The sequence below is a fragment of the Chondrinema litorale genome (genome assembly GCF_026250525.1).
Taxonomy (GTDB): domain Bacteria; phylum Bacteroidota; class Bacteroidia; order Cytophagales; family Flammeovirgaceae; genus Chondrinema; species Chondrinema litorale.
The window spans coordinates 130,304-146,185 of record NZ_CP111050.1 but is presented as its reverse complement, the minus strand read 5'-3'; the positions used below and the strand labels follow the sequence as shown (position 1 = coordinate 146,185).

The following is a 15,882-nucleotide window of genomic DNA, read 5'->3' as shown; positions in this document are numbered from 1 at the left end:
TTACTGTCCCTTCAAGTTCGTTTCTAGATACAACTCACCAAACACAACTCGTGATAAATACTAATAGCTGGATTCGTCCAGTTTTACTTTTCCCCAGAAAGTTCTGTATACAAAAATGGTATAACCAGTTACCAGCGGAGCGCCAATTGCTACAATAGTCAGCATAATTCCCAAAGATTTTTCAGAAGCTGCTGCATTGTAAATATCGATGTTGTAAGCCTGATCAATTGTAGACATTAATAATGTTGGGTACAGTTCTATAGCAACAAGAATGAGCAACAAACTTATGGTAATGGATGAAAAAATGAAAGCAGATAGATATTTTTTCTTACTGGCTAATCGGGGAACATTAGCTATACTTAAAAAAGCCATTAGCGGTACTATAAACAAAAGTGGATCACTCTTAAAATCGTCGGAAAGATGCGGGATATATAAGAGTGTATACATGGTTGTAATACCAAAACTTACCATAAAAAAGATCATTCCTTTTTTAAGCAAAAACCTTAGTTGAGCATATAATCTGCCTTCTGTTTTAAGCAATAGATAGATGGCTCCATGTGACATAAAAAGTGCTAATGTGGTAACACCTGTCATTATTGAGTAAATATTTAGGAACTCAAAAAAGCCTGTTCCAGCATAATAGAAATCTTCACCAATGGCGATTCCTTGAAGTACATTGCCAAGTACTACACCCAGTAAAAATGCCAACATAATACTCGAAACACTATAGCTTATATCCCAAGTGGTTTTCCACCACTTCATTTCTTCTTTGCCTCTAAACTCAATAGAAATTGCTCTAAAAATGATAAACATTAGAAAGAGCATAAACGGAATATACATACCAGAAAACAAAGAAGCATACAACACTGGAAAACCAGCAAACAAAGCTCCACCTCCAATTACCAACCAAACTTCGTTTCCATCCCAAACAGGACCAATTGCATTTAAAGCAAGTCTCCGGTGCTTCTCTTGTTCAAAAAACAAATGCCAAGCTCCTGCTCCAAAATCAAAACCATCGAGAATGGCATAACCTGAGAAAAGTCCCCCAACAACTAAAAACCACCATGTAGGATAATCTAAACCCAATAAAGTTTCCATATAAATAGCTTGAAATTAATTTTAATTGGTAATTACATCTGAAATATCTTTAGTCAATGGCCTGTCGTCTACCTCTGAATTGTCGTAAGGTCCATGCTGAATTTTCTTGTTCAACAAGTAAACAAATAATACAAACAGCAATGCATACACAAGGAAAAACAGGATGATTGAGAAAAGTATCTGATTAGCAGAAACGGTTTGAGAAAATGCTTTGGATGTTCTTAGCAAACCATAAACTACCCATGGTTGTCTGCCCATTTCGGCTGCAAACCAACCTACCTGATTCGCGATTTGTGGCAATAATGCAGCATATACAAATATCCACATCAACCATTTTTTGTCGAATAAGCTGTTTCTCCATAGAAAAAATACACCTAATAAAGAAAGACCAATTAATGCCATACCTATGGCTACCATAATATGGTAAAACTGGAATACCGCATTAATCTGGCTAGGTCGCTCATCTTCTGGAAAAGCATTTAAACCTGTTACTGGAGCATCAAAATCATAATCTATTAAAAAAGATAAACCACCCGGAATTTTTATACCATAAACTTCTTGTGTTTCTTTATCTACCCAACCAAACAGATACATATCAGCAGGAGCACTTTTTTCGAAATGGCCTTCGAGTGCTGCCAATTTTGCTGGCTGATTAACCGCTACGCCGTCTGCCGATCTATGGCCTGTAAATAACTGACCCAGAGAGAAAATGGTAGCTACCACCAAAGCAATTTTGAATGCTTTTTTCGAAATATCTACATGCCTATTTTTGAGAATGTAATAAGCATGAACACTTAGTACCAGAAAAGCTCCAGACAAAAAAGAACCCAACCAAACGTGGCTAAGTCTATCCATACTCGACGGGTTAAAAACCATTGCCCAAAAGTCTGTAATTTCGGCTCGGGCATTCATTCCCTCACCTACAATGTGGAATCCGGCTGGAGTTTGTTGCCAACTGTTGGCTACTACAATCCATATTGCCGAAAACATAGAACCACAAAATACTCCTATTGTAGAAACAAGATGTACCCAAGGTTTTACCCTGTTCCATCCAAATAATAAAACACCTAAAAAGCCACTTTCTAATGCAAATGCGAATATACCTTCGGCAGCTAGTGCACTGCCAAAAACATCGCCAACGTATCTCGAATAAACTGCCCAGTTGGTGCCAAACTCAAACTCCATTACGATACCAGTAACCACCCCGATACCAAAGGTTAAGGCGAATATTTTAATCCAAAATTTAGTGAGAATCTCATATTCTTTCCTTCCGGTTTTTACATATAATGTTTCATATATTACCAGAATTAAACCCAAACCAATACTTAAAGGTGGATATATATAATGGAAGGCAACTGTAAAGGCAAATTGGAATCTTGCTAGAATTTCTACGTCCATAATCAATTAATTAACACTTAAAGCTAAGATACACCTTAGGGTTTAAATGTAACTTATATCACATAAAGTTTTAATTTTTACAGATAGTTTTTCGCAATATTTTGCTCTCGTAACGAAAGCTTAAAAAGCAAGTAAAAAATGAAGTTTTCGGATAAAAAAGGAACTTAAGCATTTGTACTTACTAAATATTGTGTATTTCTATTTACACATTTCTACACTTATGTGAAAAAAATTCACCATTTATAAATCATTCTAAATCAATTGCCTTTCTTATACTGCTTATAACCAAAATAGGCTAGTACTGGCACTAATTTTATTCTTTGTAAGCCCGTGGAGAGTCTTATTTTTTAGGCTTGAAAGCTGATTACAAAATGATTCAATTATTAGTATTCTGTGTAATTACTTAATACTATTTACCTAGCCGTATGAATTATTTAAGTAAGGAAAAAAGCTGTCGACCTTTGGCAGCTTTTTTTAATGGTTAGACCATCATTTTACTTTAGTAGCAATCGAGTTTAAAAGATTGATAAGTAAAATAATTCCGGTTAAGCCAACAGCGACTACGTAAGCATGCATGGCAACTGCAATACCCACTCCCGAAGAAAATAATATAGTTGCTGCCGTGGTGAGGTATTTAATATTGTCTCCTTGATCTGTTTTTAAAACTGTGCCCGCTCCAATAAAACTCACTCCTACCAAAATAGCTTGCAAAACCCTTATCGGATCGGTGTTTACATCTACATCGTTGTTGAGCCCGCTTTCAACTATATAATTATTAATGTTATTACATATTGAAACAAAAAAGCAGGAAATTCCTCCTACAATCATATTGGTTCGCAAACCTGCTGGCTTGTCAGATTTTTCACGCTCTTTGCCTATCGCTGCACATAAAATTACAGCTATTGTTACATCCAGTAAGATTAAAAGTTGATTTTCCCAGTTAGAAAAAATTTCATCCATATCGATTCTGTTAATGCAAAAAAATATATGCTTATCTTAAAAAATTCAGCGGTGTTAGAAGTGGTTCAAACTTAAATTTTGTATGAAACAGAGATAAATGCTGCATTCTATAAAACAATGCCACAAAATGTCTAAAGATGAGGATTAGTAGAAATGAATGAATTTTTAAGGAAAATTGATGTAAAAACCACAATCTAATCTAATAATAAAGCACAAAACTGAAATTGTCATTTTCAATACTGAGTAAGGAATTCCACAACCTTTAAAATAGTGTGTAAAAATCTCTCTCCCATATAGATCAATCTCCAAAAAAACAGCCTTAGGAGCCCTTATAACTCCCTTTTTTGATGAGTAAATTCTGGCAGTAAAATTTCATTTAAATAAGCAATTAATAACCATATAAATTAAAAAATCATGAGCCAGACAGTCTCAGAACAAATAATCGATATATTAATTAAGGCCGGAGTAAAACATGTTTTTGGTGTTACCGGCGATGCACTTAACGCTGTAGTTGAAGCCATTAGAAAAAATGAAGAAATTGATTGGGTCGCCATGCGACATGAAGAAACCGGTGCGTTTGCCGCTTATGCCCAAGCAGCCCTAACTGGCAAACTAGCAGTTTGTGCTGGTACTGTAGGTCCAGGAGCGCTACACCTCATTAATGGACTTTATAATGCGAAAAAAGCAAGGGTTCCAGTGTTGGCAATTAGTGGGCAGGTTTCCAGAGAGAACATGGGGTCAGATTACTTTCAGGAAGTAGACCTTAAAAAGGTTTACGATGATGTTTGTGAATACCAAGCAGTAATTTCTTCGGCAGAGCAAGCACCGAGGGTAATCCAGAAAGCCATTAGAATCGCTTTGGAAAAAAGAGCCGTTTGCAGAGTAGAGATTCCGGTAGATATTACTACAGCGAAAGCTGCGGGTGAGCATTATCTTAAAACTCCGCTTGAGTTAACTAGTACACTCATGCCAAATGCAACATATTTAAGCCAAGCAGTTGAGTTGATAAACAACAGCCGTAAAGTAACCATTTTTGCTGGAGAAGGTTGTCGTAATGCGAAACCAGAAGTTGAAGCTTTAGCTAAAAAACTGAATGCGCCAATTGTACATTCTCTTAAAGCATTAGATATTTTTGACCATAATCACCCCAATGTAGTTGGGCTAACTGGTCTTATTGGTAATCCATCTGGTTACGAAGCTGTACACGATGCTGATTTACTACTCATGCTCGGAACAGACTTTCCATATAGCAATTTCCTTCCAGATAAAACTAAGACTATACAGGTAGATATTAGAGCAGAAAGCATTGGAAACAGAACTTCTGTAGATGTTGGTATTATTGGAGATATTAAACCAACTGCTGAAAAACTCAACATTTTAGTCGACCAAAAATCTGATAGTTCATTTTTAGAATCGAAGAAGGAGAAGTTCTTGAAATGGAGAAAACAAATGGATAAGCAGGCAGATCCTGAAAGAGATAATATTCCATTGCACCCACAAATTTTTGCTTCTGCCATTAACAGAGTTGCTTCTAAAGATGCCGTATTTACCGTAGATGTTGGTGAATCTACAGTTTGGGCAGCTAGACATTTGGTATTTGATGGTGGTAGAAGAATGCTTGGTTCTTTTAATCATGGTTCTATGGCAGTAGGTGTTCCAGCAGCTGTTGGAGCTCAATTGGTAGACAGAAAAAGAGAAGTCTGGGCATTAGTAGGTGACGGAGCATTTGGCATGTCTCTCAACTCATTTTTAACGGCTGTTAGATACAATCTCCCTATTAAAGTAATTGTGTTTAACAATAGCGAATTAAGCTTTGTAAAGATGGAAATGGAAGAAGCAGGCTTACCAAGACACGATGAAGCATTAAGATTGAATAACCCAGATTTTGCTGCATTGGCAAAAGTATTTGGTGGAGATGGAATTAAAGTAGAAAAAGCCGAAGACATAGAACAAGCAGTTTTAATGGCAGCCAAATCTGACAAGCCTTTTATTATTAATGCAGTAGTGAGTCCAGGAGAACTTACGCTTCCTCCTAAAATTACATTGGAAAACGCTTGGGGCTTCAGTAAATCAAAAATGAAAGAAGTTTACTTGGCTGCCAAAGGAGATCGCTCTCAGCTAGAAAACATTAAAGAGGAAGTAAAAGCCTATTTTGATTAGAAATGTGTAGAAACTGAATAATAATCCACAGTTTAGGTGTGATATCGGGGAATTTTTTCTACACTAATTTTAATGAGAAAAAAGTTGAAAAAATTTAACCCCTCTCACAAAGCCCACAAGAGCGATTTGCACAGTTTCTTCATTTAAATGGTCTAATGGCATAAATTTCTCAATATACTAAGCAATTACATAAACAATTAACTGAACTTAAAATATAAACAACATGTCAAATTCAAGCACAGAATTAAAGCTTAAAGGTTCATGGAATGAAACCAAAGGTAAGCTAAAACAAAAATGGGGATTTTTAACTGACGACGACTTAGCAGTACAAGAAGGTAGATACGACGAAGTTGTTGGTAAAATCCAGAAAAAAACAGGAGAATCAAAGGAAACAATCATTTCCTATATTCAAAGTATCTGATAAATAACAGGAATGCTGAGAGCATGTTAAACCATGCTTTCGGCTTCAATTAAACTAAATAATCCATTAATCATAATCGCGATGATAAGGTCTGAGTAAATGAGTTTTTTGATCTATTCATCTAATCAAAAACCAAACACATAAAATAAACTAGCAGCTTAAACTTAAACCAAAGAGTCCTTAACAATAAACAATAGCAACTAACTAATAAAATAGACGACTAACTGCAAATTAGTAAAACACAAAAACTTTAATGCTATGATGGATCATCCAAAAAACTCAGGACAAAAAAATACATTTTACAAAATGTATTACTCTAAGAACAAGCCTAATGCAGATCTTAAGCTTATGATTCAACGAAAGAAAATAAAAGATAAAATATAGAAATAATTGGTGTTTATCTTAATAATAAATTGAACAGAGATTTACAATGAGTGTGGTAGATCTCTTTTCTTATTTTCTTTCCACTTTTATAATTACAAACAAACTTACTTTACAATTTCCCTCCCTGTATACTTCATGTATACCTCAAATATTTAGCACAGATTGGTTAAACCGATACATTTGGCAGTATTGATTTTTTAATGAATTAAATACTGATGATCAATCTTCACCAAGCTTTTAAAGAAACCAACATCCATAAAAAAGTTATAATCCAAGATATGCTCTGTGTAGAATACAAATGCATGGAGACTAATAAATTTAGTAATTTCTGGATAGATTGTGCTTGTTTGGTCTATTGCCTCAGTGGCAAACGAATTTACAGTTCTAACTCTCAAGAATACATAGTAGAAGCGGGTACATTTATGTACATGAAAAAAGGTGGCTACACGGTTGAGGTATTTCAAGATGAAGCATATTGTGCATTGATGTTTTTTATGCCAGATAGCTTTTTTCAGAACTTTTTGCTTCGTTACCCAACTTTAAAAATTCAGGATTACAAGCATGTAAACCTCCAAAACAAAATAATAGATTTAACGAACGGAACTACAGCAATTCAAGCTTACTTCTATTCTATAAGTAATTATTTCGCTCATGAAAATTCAGCCAGCAAACAGATACTCCACTTAAAGCTGGAAGAACTTAGCTTTAATATTTTCACTCAAAGCGAATACAAACAACTGGCAAGCTATCTCTCAACACTAGAAGAAAACAGAGAAGCTCAGCTAAAACTTATTATGGAAGAGAACTTTGCCAGTAATCTCAGACTAGAAGAATTTGCTGAACTGTGTAACATGAGTCTTTCTACTTTTAAAAGACAGTTTACCAAATTGTACAATGCACCACCAGCCAAATGGCTACTAAGTCGTAGATTACAATTAAGTAAAAAGCTGCTGATACATTCCGATAAAAATATTAATGAAATCTCTTTTATTGCAGGCTTTGAAAGCCCCTCCCACTATAGCCGAGTTTTTAAAAACACATACCACTGCAATCCTTTAAAATACAGAGAAAAGCACATTCCGAAGCATAAAAATTTCTACAAGCGAGTAGAATTTAAATAGCTAAAAAATCTTTCATAGAAAGTCAATACCTCAAACTCGTATTGTAATCTAAGGTATTTCCTTTTAGGGAATACCTTTTTATTTGCTTTAGACAATAAAAAATCTAACAAAAATTGTTTGAATTCCTATATGAAAAAAGTCTTCTCAAAAAGAGTCATCAGTATATTTTATAATTGCTATTCGGTTTATTGCTCGCTTTTGCAATCACATTAGCAGGCACTTATTGGTGGCTTTCTACCAAATGGAAAGATTTCTATACTGAACAAGAAATGGCAGAAATAGCTAAACCAATTGATGAAGCCCCTGAATTATCTGCCAATTTCTACAAAGCTTATGATAAATTATATCCCGAACAGAGGGGGCAATCATTATTCGCAAAGGCATTAAAACTGCTAAAATGTTTTGATAAGAAAGAGTAACTTTGAAATTAAAGCATCAGGATCATTGATGGCAACAAGGTATTTTGAAAATAAAGTGCCAAGCAATTATCATGGTTGGTCGACTATAATTACAGCTTTTGGAATTGCAGCATACACAAGTGACAACAAGTGTTTAGACTATCACCACACTCAATTAAACTATCAAAAGTATGCGCAAATCCAATTTAATAAACCTCCCGAAAAGCTATCAGTTGAAGAAAACATAAAGCTACTTTTTGTACTTAACTTACCATTATTACCTCTAAACAAAGGTGTAAGTATTAAATAATTCTGAGTTGTTAAATAATTTGAACCAGAGAGTAAATATTATGAGCTTTTTAGACTAGCCCGCTTCTCCATTTTCACTACAATTTTGTATCACATCTTAATTAACAAATTAAAAATTAGTTCTTATGTGTCAATCTTGTATCCCAAGAATTCCGGAAAATATGGAGCAAGCCGGATTATTCGCTCAACAAATGATTACCATGTTAAATCATGGTGCTTTGGTTCCCATGATTTCTATTGGTCACCAAACCAAACTTTTCGATATAATGGATACTTTAGATTGGAGTACTTCTATAGAGATTGCAGAATGTGCCAGTCTAAACGAACGCTATGTACGAGAATGGTTGGGTGCTATGGCAAGTGGTAGAATTGTAGAATATAACCCAAAAGATAAGACCTATTATCTGCCACCCGAAAACGCTATTTTTCTAACCAGAAAGTCCAACGAAAAGAATATGGCTTCAGTAGCTTCGCTTATCACTGTGTGGGCTGGAGTTGAAGAAAAAGTAACTCACTGTTTCAAAAATGGAGGTGGCGTACCTTATAGCGAATACAATGGTTTTCACGAAGCAATGGGAGATTTAAGTGCTGCCAACGTGGGTAAAAATCTAACAGAAATTATTCTGCCTGAGAACCAAAACCTATTTGATAGCTTAGAAAATGGGATAAGCGTTTTAGATATCGGTTGTGGCGATGGTCAAACTTTACTGGCTCTTGCTCAGCAATTTCCAAAAAGTAAGTTCTACGGTATAGATATTTGTGAAGCTCCTATCAAGTCTGCGCGAAACAAAGCCAAAATCAGATGTTTAAATAACATCACCTTCAAACAAGAAGATTTACTTGCATATACACCATCTGCAAAGTATAATTTAATTACAGCTTTTGATGTAATTCATGACTTGGCATTTCCAGATAAAGTTTTGCAATTAGTAAATAATTGGTTGAATGATGATGGCACTTTTTTAATGATGGATATTAATGCGTCATCACAACTGGAAAATAACTTTGAGAATCCATTTGCACCATTTCTATACACCGCTTCTACCCTACATTGTATGACTGTTTCTCTTGCTCAAGGAGGTATGGGCTTAGGCACTGTTTGGGGAAAAGAAATGGCTTTGGAAATGCTAACTGAAGCTGGTTTTAGCAATACCCAAGTTCAAAATTTCGAACACGACCTTTTCAACAATTACTACTTCAGCAGTAAATAAATACCCTTTTTAAAATCTGTCAAATTAATTTTTCAATTAAAACTTAGCAAAATGAAACACTCATTTTTGATGTATATCCTATTCTTTTTATTTACAACTAGTCTCGTTAGTTGCGATGATAATGAAGATGATAACCTTTCACCAGAAAAGCCTAAACAATTCACATTACAAGCAATAGGTGTAGCTACAGGTATACCTATTCAAACTGTAATAGAAGGAGTGGATATTGAAGTAAGTGGTAATGCTTTTACTATGGACTTATTCAATAAAGAAACTGGTACACTCATAGGCAGCGTAACTGATATTAATGTGTTTGCAGAGACTTTTGAAGATGGCAGCATGCAAGGTGAAAACTATACCATTTTCACTTTTGATGAGGATAACAGCACACTGGTTATGCACAACTTTATCGATATGACACCCATCGATAATACAACTCTGCAAGCAGTAATTGATGCACCTAAAACTGAATCTAATGTAATTGGTGGTACAGGAAAGTTTAATGGTGAGCTAGGTGGCTCAACACTGAATGCGACACTGGATATGACTGAATTTGCCAATGGGACAATCGGTTTCAATTGTACTTATGGCATCAAAATAAACTAATAGCTTTTTCCTGATAATTTTTATTAAAGACACAGACAAAAATTAAAACCAATAATAGTCAGTGTCTTTTTTCATATTTAAAAACAAAGTACACACTCCCTTTTTAAAAGCCTAAATCAATAATAATCATGTGGAAGAAAATTGTATTATCCATAATTGGAATACTATTAATAGGTTCCGGGTGGATGGCCTATTTAATTAATAATGAATTTGAGAAACTGGAAAGCGACAATCCTAATGTTTGGGAAGATGCAATTAGACAATTTGAAGTAGAGGATAAAAGCACCAATTACCCTAAAGATGCGGTTTTATTTGTAGGTAGTTCAAGCATCAGATTTTGGAATACATTAAAAGAAGATATGGCACCAATTCCTGTAATTAAAAGAGGTTTCGGTGGTGCAAAACTGAATGATGTGATACATTTTGCTGATAGAATTATCTTTCCATATCAACCAAAAAAGATTGTTTTATTTGCCGGTACTAACGATCTATCTGGTAGACCAAATGATAAAACACCAGAACAAATATTGGCTGACTTTGTGAAACTGATAGATAAAATACATCGTGAATTACCCAAAACCGAAATCTATTATTTACCCATTACCCCTACCAATAGCCGATGGGAAATATGGCCACAAGCCAAAAAGGCAAATCAATTGATACAAACTTATGCTCAGAAATATGCTTTTATCCACTTTATTGAAACAAGTAATTACTTTATAAATAAGCAAGGTAAATTAATTGATAATTATCTATGGTTTGATGGAATCCATCTCAACACAAAAGGATACCAACTTTGGACAAAACTTATCAAAGAAAAAATTCAGTTTCAGGGAAAAAATGCCTTATAAGTTCCTGAAAAGTATTTTCCCCTATTAAGCTCACCTTTTGTATACCTATAAAATTCAACTAGTAGACACTGTGTACACCTGCTTTTTTTGAATCTGACAGTAAATCCATCCAATTTTGAGCTCAAGCTTTTTTTTAAAGATTTGATTTAATTAATTTAAAATGAAAAACTATCTAATTCTTGTTTATGCTGTTTTATGTTATGTGGCTGGCATCACAGCTATAACTTGTTATGCCATCTTTTTGTACGACCCTAATTTACTGCCTTTTATAGAACAAACTAGATACTTTAGTTTAAGTAGTGCAGTGTTGGTAAATGCGTCGATCATCTTTTTATTTGGCTTGCAACATAGCCTTATGGGCAGAAATTCATTTAAGAAAAAAATTAAATGGTTTTTACCTAAAAGTGCGGTACAGAGTACATATATATTCTTTTCTTCAATATTACTAATCGTACTTATTTCAGACTGGCAGCCTCTACCTATTAAATTTTTTGACTTACGAGGAACAATAGCAGGAACCGTAATGAAATTATTGTTTTTTATCTCATGGCTCATGCTCATTATATCGTCATTTCAAATAGATCATTTTCATATTTTTGGACTAAAACAAGCTTGGTTACAATTCCGAAAAGTAAAAAGTGACAGGGCTATTTTCAGGGTTCCATTGCTATACCAGTTAGTAAGGCATCCTATTTATTTGTTTACTATCATTTTTCATTGGGCAACACCGGTGATGACAGTCGACAGATTGATTTTAGCTGTGGGAGTGACAATATATATTTATATAGAAATCATTTTTGAGGAAGAAGAACTTGTTGACACTTTTGGTAGAAAATATTTGGATTACAGTAATGATGTTCCTCCTTTATTTCCGACAAGAATAAAAAATATGGTTTTACCTGTCGCTATTTTGGGTTTTATTTTCTTTATTACAACCAGTAATAAGCAAAAAGAAACTCAGGAATCTATTGAAGCCAACACTAAGTTTTTTCCTAACGAAATAACTCTAAAGGAGGTTAAAGGAAGCGAATTCAAAGAATTAATTGATGAAGAGTTAGTCTTTATCGACTCAGCAGGTGAAAAATGGTCTGCTCCTAAAGGGACTTTTACTGATGGTGCATCAGTTCCTCGTTTGGCTTTATGGATGACCGATGGAAGATTCTCCGAAGAATTTTTAAAAGCTGCCATTATACATGATGCGTACTGCCAAACAGAAAATAAAGAAAGGTGTCCAGATCAATATCGTAAGAAACCTTGGGAGTCTGTGCATAGAATGTTTTATGAAGCCTGTATTGCTAGCGGTACAACAGAAAATAAAGCAGATATTATGTTCGCTGCTATATGGCTAGCTGGCCCACGTTGGAATGATCCTTACAGAAGTCTTGAAAATGTACCAGAAACAGTACTTGCTCAAGAATTCGAAGCCTGCAAAAAATGGATTGAAAAGAAAAACCCTTCTGTAGAAGAGATAGAAACTTGGATGAACAAAAGAGAAGTAGCACTACTGGCAATTGAACCTTGAATTACTGATAATCTTAATACAATTCCATTAATAGTTTGATTCCAATCGTAGATAAAGGGATACTTTTTGTACTCCCTTTATTCTTTTATACCTCCAACAATTACAAATTTATAGTAGAATATAAATAGTAAGATATTTTACTTTTTTGATCTTTTCAAAAATTTGATAATACACTCTATAATTGGTTTTTTTTGAAAAAAAATCACGAAATATTGCTAGTATATGTAGTTTGAAATTAGCGCGCTACCCTATTTCTATATTTTTTCTTATTTAAACTCAAGTACCTTTTTTACTAAATAATTCATTTTATTTAATTAGATATGAGTTAATGGTTAAAAAGCATTCGACTTTGCCATTTGTTTAAAAAGTTGTCCATTATGTTACCAAATATAAGCTACTATTTATCAATAGTTTGGCTTTCCTATACTACACAGTTAATATCTATTATTAGGCATTTTATTACACTTCATCCATAAGCCTGAGATTACCTGTAAGTCTACTAAAAAACCTCGTTATTTAGCCAAATAACAGTCTTTTATAAACAACACTAAATACCAACGCTTTGGAAAATTATCTAATAACCCGCAACTTCAAGTTTTCACTCATTGCTATTTTCGCTGGATTACTATTTCTTACATCTTGTGATAATGATGAAGATAATGACAGCGAAAGTGTCGAAAACATTATAGATAATACCGTAACTGTAGATTTATCAGAATACCCGATAAGCTATAGTTTTATTATAAACTATGGTTACGATGAAGATTCAAAATTTTATAATTATGATTTTTATTTAACAGATGGTAGCCTAACAGAAGATAACGAGTTTAACTCAAGCACTACATTCTATATTTACTCAGAACTATTTTCGGCAAGCACAAACAGTTTTACCACAGGAACATTTGAGTATAAATCTTATATTGATGCAGCCGTGGACGATCTATCTGATGTTGAACATTACTTTTCTAGAGCTTACATACTACGCGATTCAAATGGAGATGGAATTTTAAGCGACGATAGTGAGATAGTAGAGGTAACAGGAGGAACAATTAAAGTATCAGGAACTTCACCAAATTATACCATTATGTATGACTTGGAACTAGCAGACAATAGCGCATTAAACGGGGCTTACAATGGAAGCTTTGACATTATAAATGAAATAAATTATTAATTGATTATAATGTTTAGACTAATTCAACTACTTTAAAAAAGCTGCTTTTGCAGCTTTTTTTTAATTATTATATCTGTTATAAGGCACCTCATTTACCCAATTAAAACCCCGATTAAGCAAACCAAAATTTTCCAGATCGTAACTTTGTAATACAACATATAAAGTATCTCCTTCTATTACTCCATCCAAAAAGAGCTCATCGTCTACTCTTTTATAGTTTACCAGATATTTGTTTACAGTATCTTGCCTAGAACTAAAAGTATATTGCTTTTTTAAAGTATCTAGCTCTGTGTTATAGCGCTTTACTTTATCATTCATCTTTACTACCGATAGAAAATTGGGATAATCGATCAACAATCTTTTCCAGCCGATGCTGTCTGTATAATTGGTAGAAATCGTATCATTATTAATCACGAAAGTTTGTACATCATATACACCGTATAAAGGAGATTTCTCTCTATAAATGCCGTATTGCTTCATTCTATTCATATTTCCCTGCACTTGCATAAGCACAATTACTCCTACTAAAATTAATTGAGTTATTACTAAAATTAGTCTACCTCGCTTGGTCTGTACCACTGTAGTTTGTGACGAAGGAGCAGCCGTTTTATTCAGAATAAAGAAATCTATAATTCTATTATAATCTTGCATTAAGATATACAAACCCATAATCATCAGCTGAAAAGAAAATAGTTTTACTGGTACATCGTAGCTCATGTTAAGCATAAACACATTGAGCATTACTCCAAAAACTAAAAGCCCTCCAAGTGTTCTAGTTCTTCTAAACATTAAAAATACACCCGCTACAGTCTCACAAACACCAGAAAAAATAGTGTAAGACCCAGAAAACCCCATAAATGTCCAGAGTAAACGCATGGGTGAAATTTGTCCCAATGTTTGATAAAGCTGTTCGAGATTTGGTGGCATAAATTGTAGATAGAATACTTTAATGAGACCGTAAACCATCATAAAAAAAACTAAGTAATAGCTAAGAAGCAGCATGAACCAACCATTGAGCATATGGTAACTTTTTCTTTTTCGATCTGCTATTGACCAGATAATGGTGCTTATGATCGATATAATTAAGATTGTTAAATACATTACCCAATCAAATAATTTATCTCCACTGCCTGTAAATGTTAACTCTAGTGTTTGATCTAAACCCAACAAATAGGTTCCGGTTAAATTGGTCAACCATACCCAAAAAGCATCATAAGAATCTATTAGAAAAGAAATGCCTGGTACAAAATCAAATACATTAACAGGAAAGGGAAAAATAAACAGACCAAATAATACAAAGAAAAATCGGAAAGTAATCTTTCTCAATGTATGCCATGATGTAGCTGTAGTAGTTGATGATTCCATTAGTTTCAGTAAAAAATTGATTTTTATTCTTATAGGATGGTATTACGATGAGGAGAATATTCTTAATAAATATAACTATAATTTAGCAACTAATAAATGTCTATTCTGAAATTGATGATGATTAAATACAGTACTTCAATTTGTTTAGCAATTTTATACTTTTGCACATCAATTTTGAAATTTGGCAAGCATGAATAGAAAGGACATCATAATTGAAAAGCTTAAAAAGCATATTGGTGAAAAAAGGGCAAGACGTATTAATGAGGTTATTCAACAAAGAACCAATTTAATAAGGGTGGTGATTGAAGATATTAATTATGAAAGAAATGCGGGTGCAGTATTAAGAACTTGCGACTGTTTTGGCATTCAGAATGCTTCGATTATTGAAAAATATTATCATGAATGGGTTACTCATTTAATTGCCAAAGGGGCAGAAAAATGGGTGGATATTGACCGGTTTGATACGCCCAAGACCAATAATACTTTAGCTTGCATAGAAAAACTTAAACAAGATGGTTATCTGGTTGTGGCCTGTACACCGCATAATCCAGACATTACTTTACCAGACTTTGAGATAACAAAAAAAACAGCCTTACTCTTTGGCTGCGAAGAAGATGGACTTACAAACGATGCGCTAAATAATGCTGATTTAAAGCTGAGTGTTCCGATTTATGGTTTTGCCGAAAGTTTTAATGTATCTGTTTCAGCCGCGCTCATTTTACAAGATTTGGTAACAAAAATGAGAAAAAGTAATATGCAATGGCAATTGAGTGAAGAAGAGAGAAAAGACCTTGAAATTGTATGGCTTGTAAGAGCCATGGGTAGACCAGGACAGCTTATATTAAAAAAAATACAAGCTGAGGTCTTATGATGTATGATTCGAATAGCTATAAAGCATTAAACTGGA

At 33.9% G+C, this 15,882-nt stretch carries 15 protein-coding genes; 11 read left to right on the top strand and 4 right to left on the bottom strand.

What is annotated here, in order from left to right:
- Positions 1–60: 60 nt before the first annotated feature.
- The 3 genes from cydB to OQ292_RS30040 all read right to left on the bottom strand — a co-directional run bounded on the left by cydB (position 61) and on the right by OQ292_RS30040 (position 3,456).
- Positions 61–1,098 (bottom strand): cytochrome d ubiquinol oxidase subunit II, encoded by a 1,038-nt coding sequence (gene cydB / locus OQ292_RS30050; RefSeq protein WP_284687811.1) that lies wholly within the window; start codon positions 1,096–1,098, stop codon positions 61–63.
- 21 nt (positions 1,099–1,119) lie between these two features.
- Positions 1,120–2,496, bottom strand: a complete 1,377-nt coding sequence (locus OQ292_RS30045) for a cytochrome ubiquinol oxidase subunit I (RefSeq protein ID WP_284687810.1) — start codon at positions 2,494–2,496, stop codon at positions 1,120–1,122.
- 489 nt (positions 2,497–2,985) lie between these two features.
- Entirely contained in the window at positions 2,986–3,456 is a 471-nt protein-coding gene (locus tag OQ292_RS30040; protein ID WP_284687809.1) for an MgtC/SapB family protein, read from the bottom strand.
- Between the two features lie 414 nt (positions 3,457–3,870).
- On the opposite strand from OQ292_RS30040, the gene OQ292_RS30035 reads away from it, so the two are divergent.
- The 10 genes from OQ292_RS30035 (at position 3,871) to OQ292_RS29990 (ending at position 13,610) form a co-directional block, all read left to right on the top strand.
- Complete coding sequence (locus OQ292_RS30035) at positions 3,871–5,616, top strand: thiamine pyrophosphate-dependent enzyme (RefSeq protein WP_284687808.1); 1,746 nt, start codon at positions 3,871–3,873, stop codon at positions 5,614–5,616.
- Between the two features lie 223 nt (positions 5,617–5,839).
- On the top strand, positions 5,840–6,037 hold the full coding sequence (locus OQ292_RS30030) for a CsbD family protein (protein WP_284687807.1): 198 nt from the start codon (positions 5,840–5,842) through the stop codon (positions 6,035–6,037).
- A 599-nt stretch (positions 6,038–6,636) separates the two neighbouring features.
- Positions 6,637–7,542 (top strand): helix-turn-helix transcriptional regulator, encoded by a 906-nt coding sequence (locus tag OQ292_RS30025; RefSeq protein ID WP_284687806.1) that lies wholly within the window; start codon positions 6,637–6,639, stop codon positions 7,540–7,542.
- A gap of 173 nt (positions 7,543–7,715) precedes the next feature.
- Positions 7,716–7,961 (top strand): hypothetical protein, encoded by a 246-nt coding sequence (locus tag OQ292_RS30020; RefSeq protein WP_284687805.1) that lies wholly within the window; start codon positions 7,716–7,718, stop codon positions 7,959–7,961.
- A gap of 28 nt (positions 7,962–7,989) precedes the next feature.
- Complete coding sequence (locus OQ292_RS30015; protein WP_284687804.1) at positions 7,990–8,250, top strand: hypothetical protein; 261 nt, start codon at positions 7,990–7,992, stop codon at positions 8,248–8,250.
- Between the two features lie 124 nt (positions 8,251–8,374).
- The gene (locus OQ292_RS30010) at positions 8,375–9,460 is read left to right on the top strand and encodes a class I SAM-dependent methyltransferase (protein ID WP_284687803.1); all 1,086 of its coding nucleotides are present in this window, start codon (positions 8,375–8,377) and stop codon (positions 9,458–9,460) included.
- A 51-nt stretch (positions 9,461–9,511) separates the two neighbouring features.
- Positions 9,512–10,066 (top strand): hypothetical protein, encoded by a 555-nt coding sequence (locus OQ292_RS30005; RefSeq protein ID WP_284687802.1) that lies wholly within the window; start codon positions 9,512–9,514, stop codon positions 10,064–10,066.
- Positions 10,067–10,194: 128 nt separating this feature from the next.
- Positions 10,195–10,917 carry a GDSL-type esterase/lipase family protein gene (locus OQ292_RS30000; protein WP_284687801.1) on the top strand — a complete coding sequence of 241 codons (723 nt, stop codon included), beginning with the start codon at positions 10,195–10,197 and terminating at the stop codon, positions 10,915–10,917.
- A gap of 160 nt (positions 10,918–11,077) precedes the next feature.
- Positions 11,078–12,439, top strand: a complete 1,362-nt coding sequence (locus OQ292_RS29995) for a DUF1353 domain-containing protein (protein WP_284687800.1) — start codon at positions 11,078–11,080, stop codon at positions 12,437–12,439.
- A gap of 562 nt (positions 12,440–13,001) precedes the next feature.
- Positions 13,002–13,610, top strand: coding sequence for a hypothetical protein (locus OQ292_RS29990; protein WP_284687799.1), 609 nt, complete (start codon positions 13,002–13,004; stop codon positions 13,608–13,610).
- Positions 13,611–13,670: 60 nt separating this feature from the next.
- Here the strand turns inward: OQ292_RS29990 and OQ292_RS29985 are convergent, their stop codons facing one another.
- Entirely contained in the window at positions 13,671–14,975 is a 1,305-nt protein-coding gene (locus tag OQ292_RS29985; RefSeq protein WP_284687798.1) for a DoxX family protein, read from the bottom strand.
- A 190-nt stretch (positions 14,976–15,165) separates the two neighbouring features.
- Here OQ292_RS29985 and OQ292_RS29980 point away from each other — a divergent pair, with 190 nt between their 5' ends.
- On the top strand, positions 15,166–15,846 hold the full coding sequence (locus OQ292_RS29980) for a TrmH family RNA methyltransferase (RefSeq protein WP_284687797.1): 681 nt from the start codon (positions 15,166–15,168) through the stop codon (positions 15,844–15,846).
- Positions 15,847–15,882: the final 36 nt, after the last annotated feature.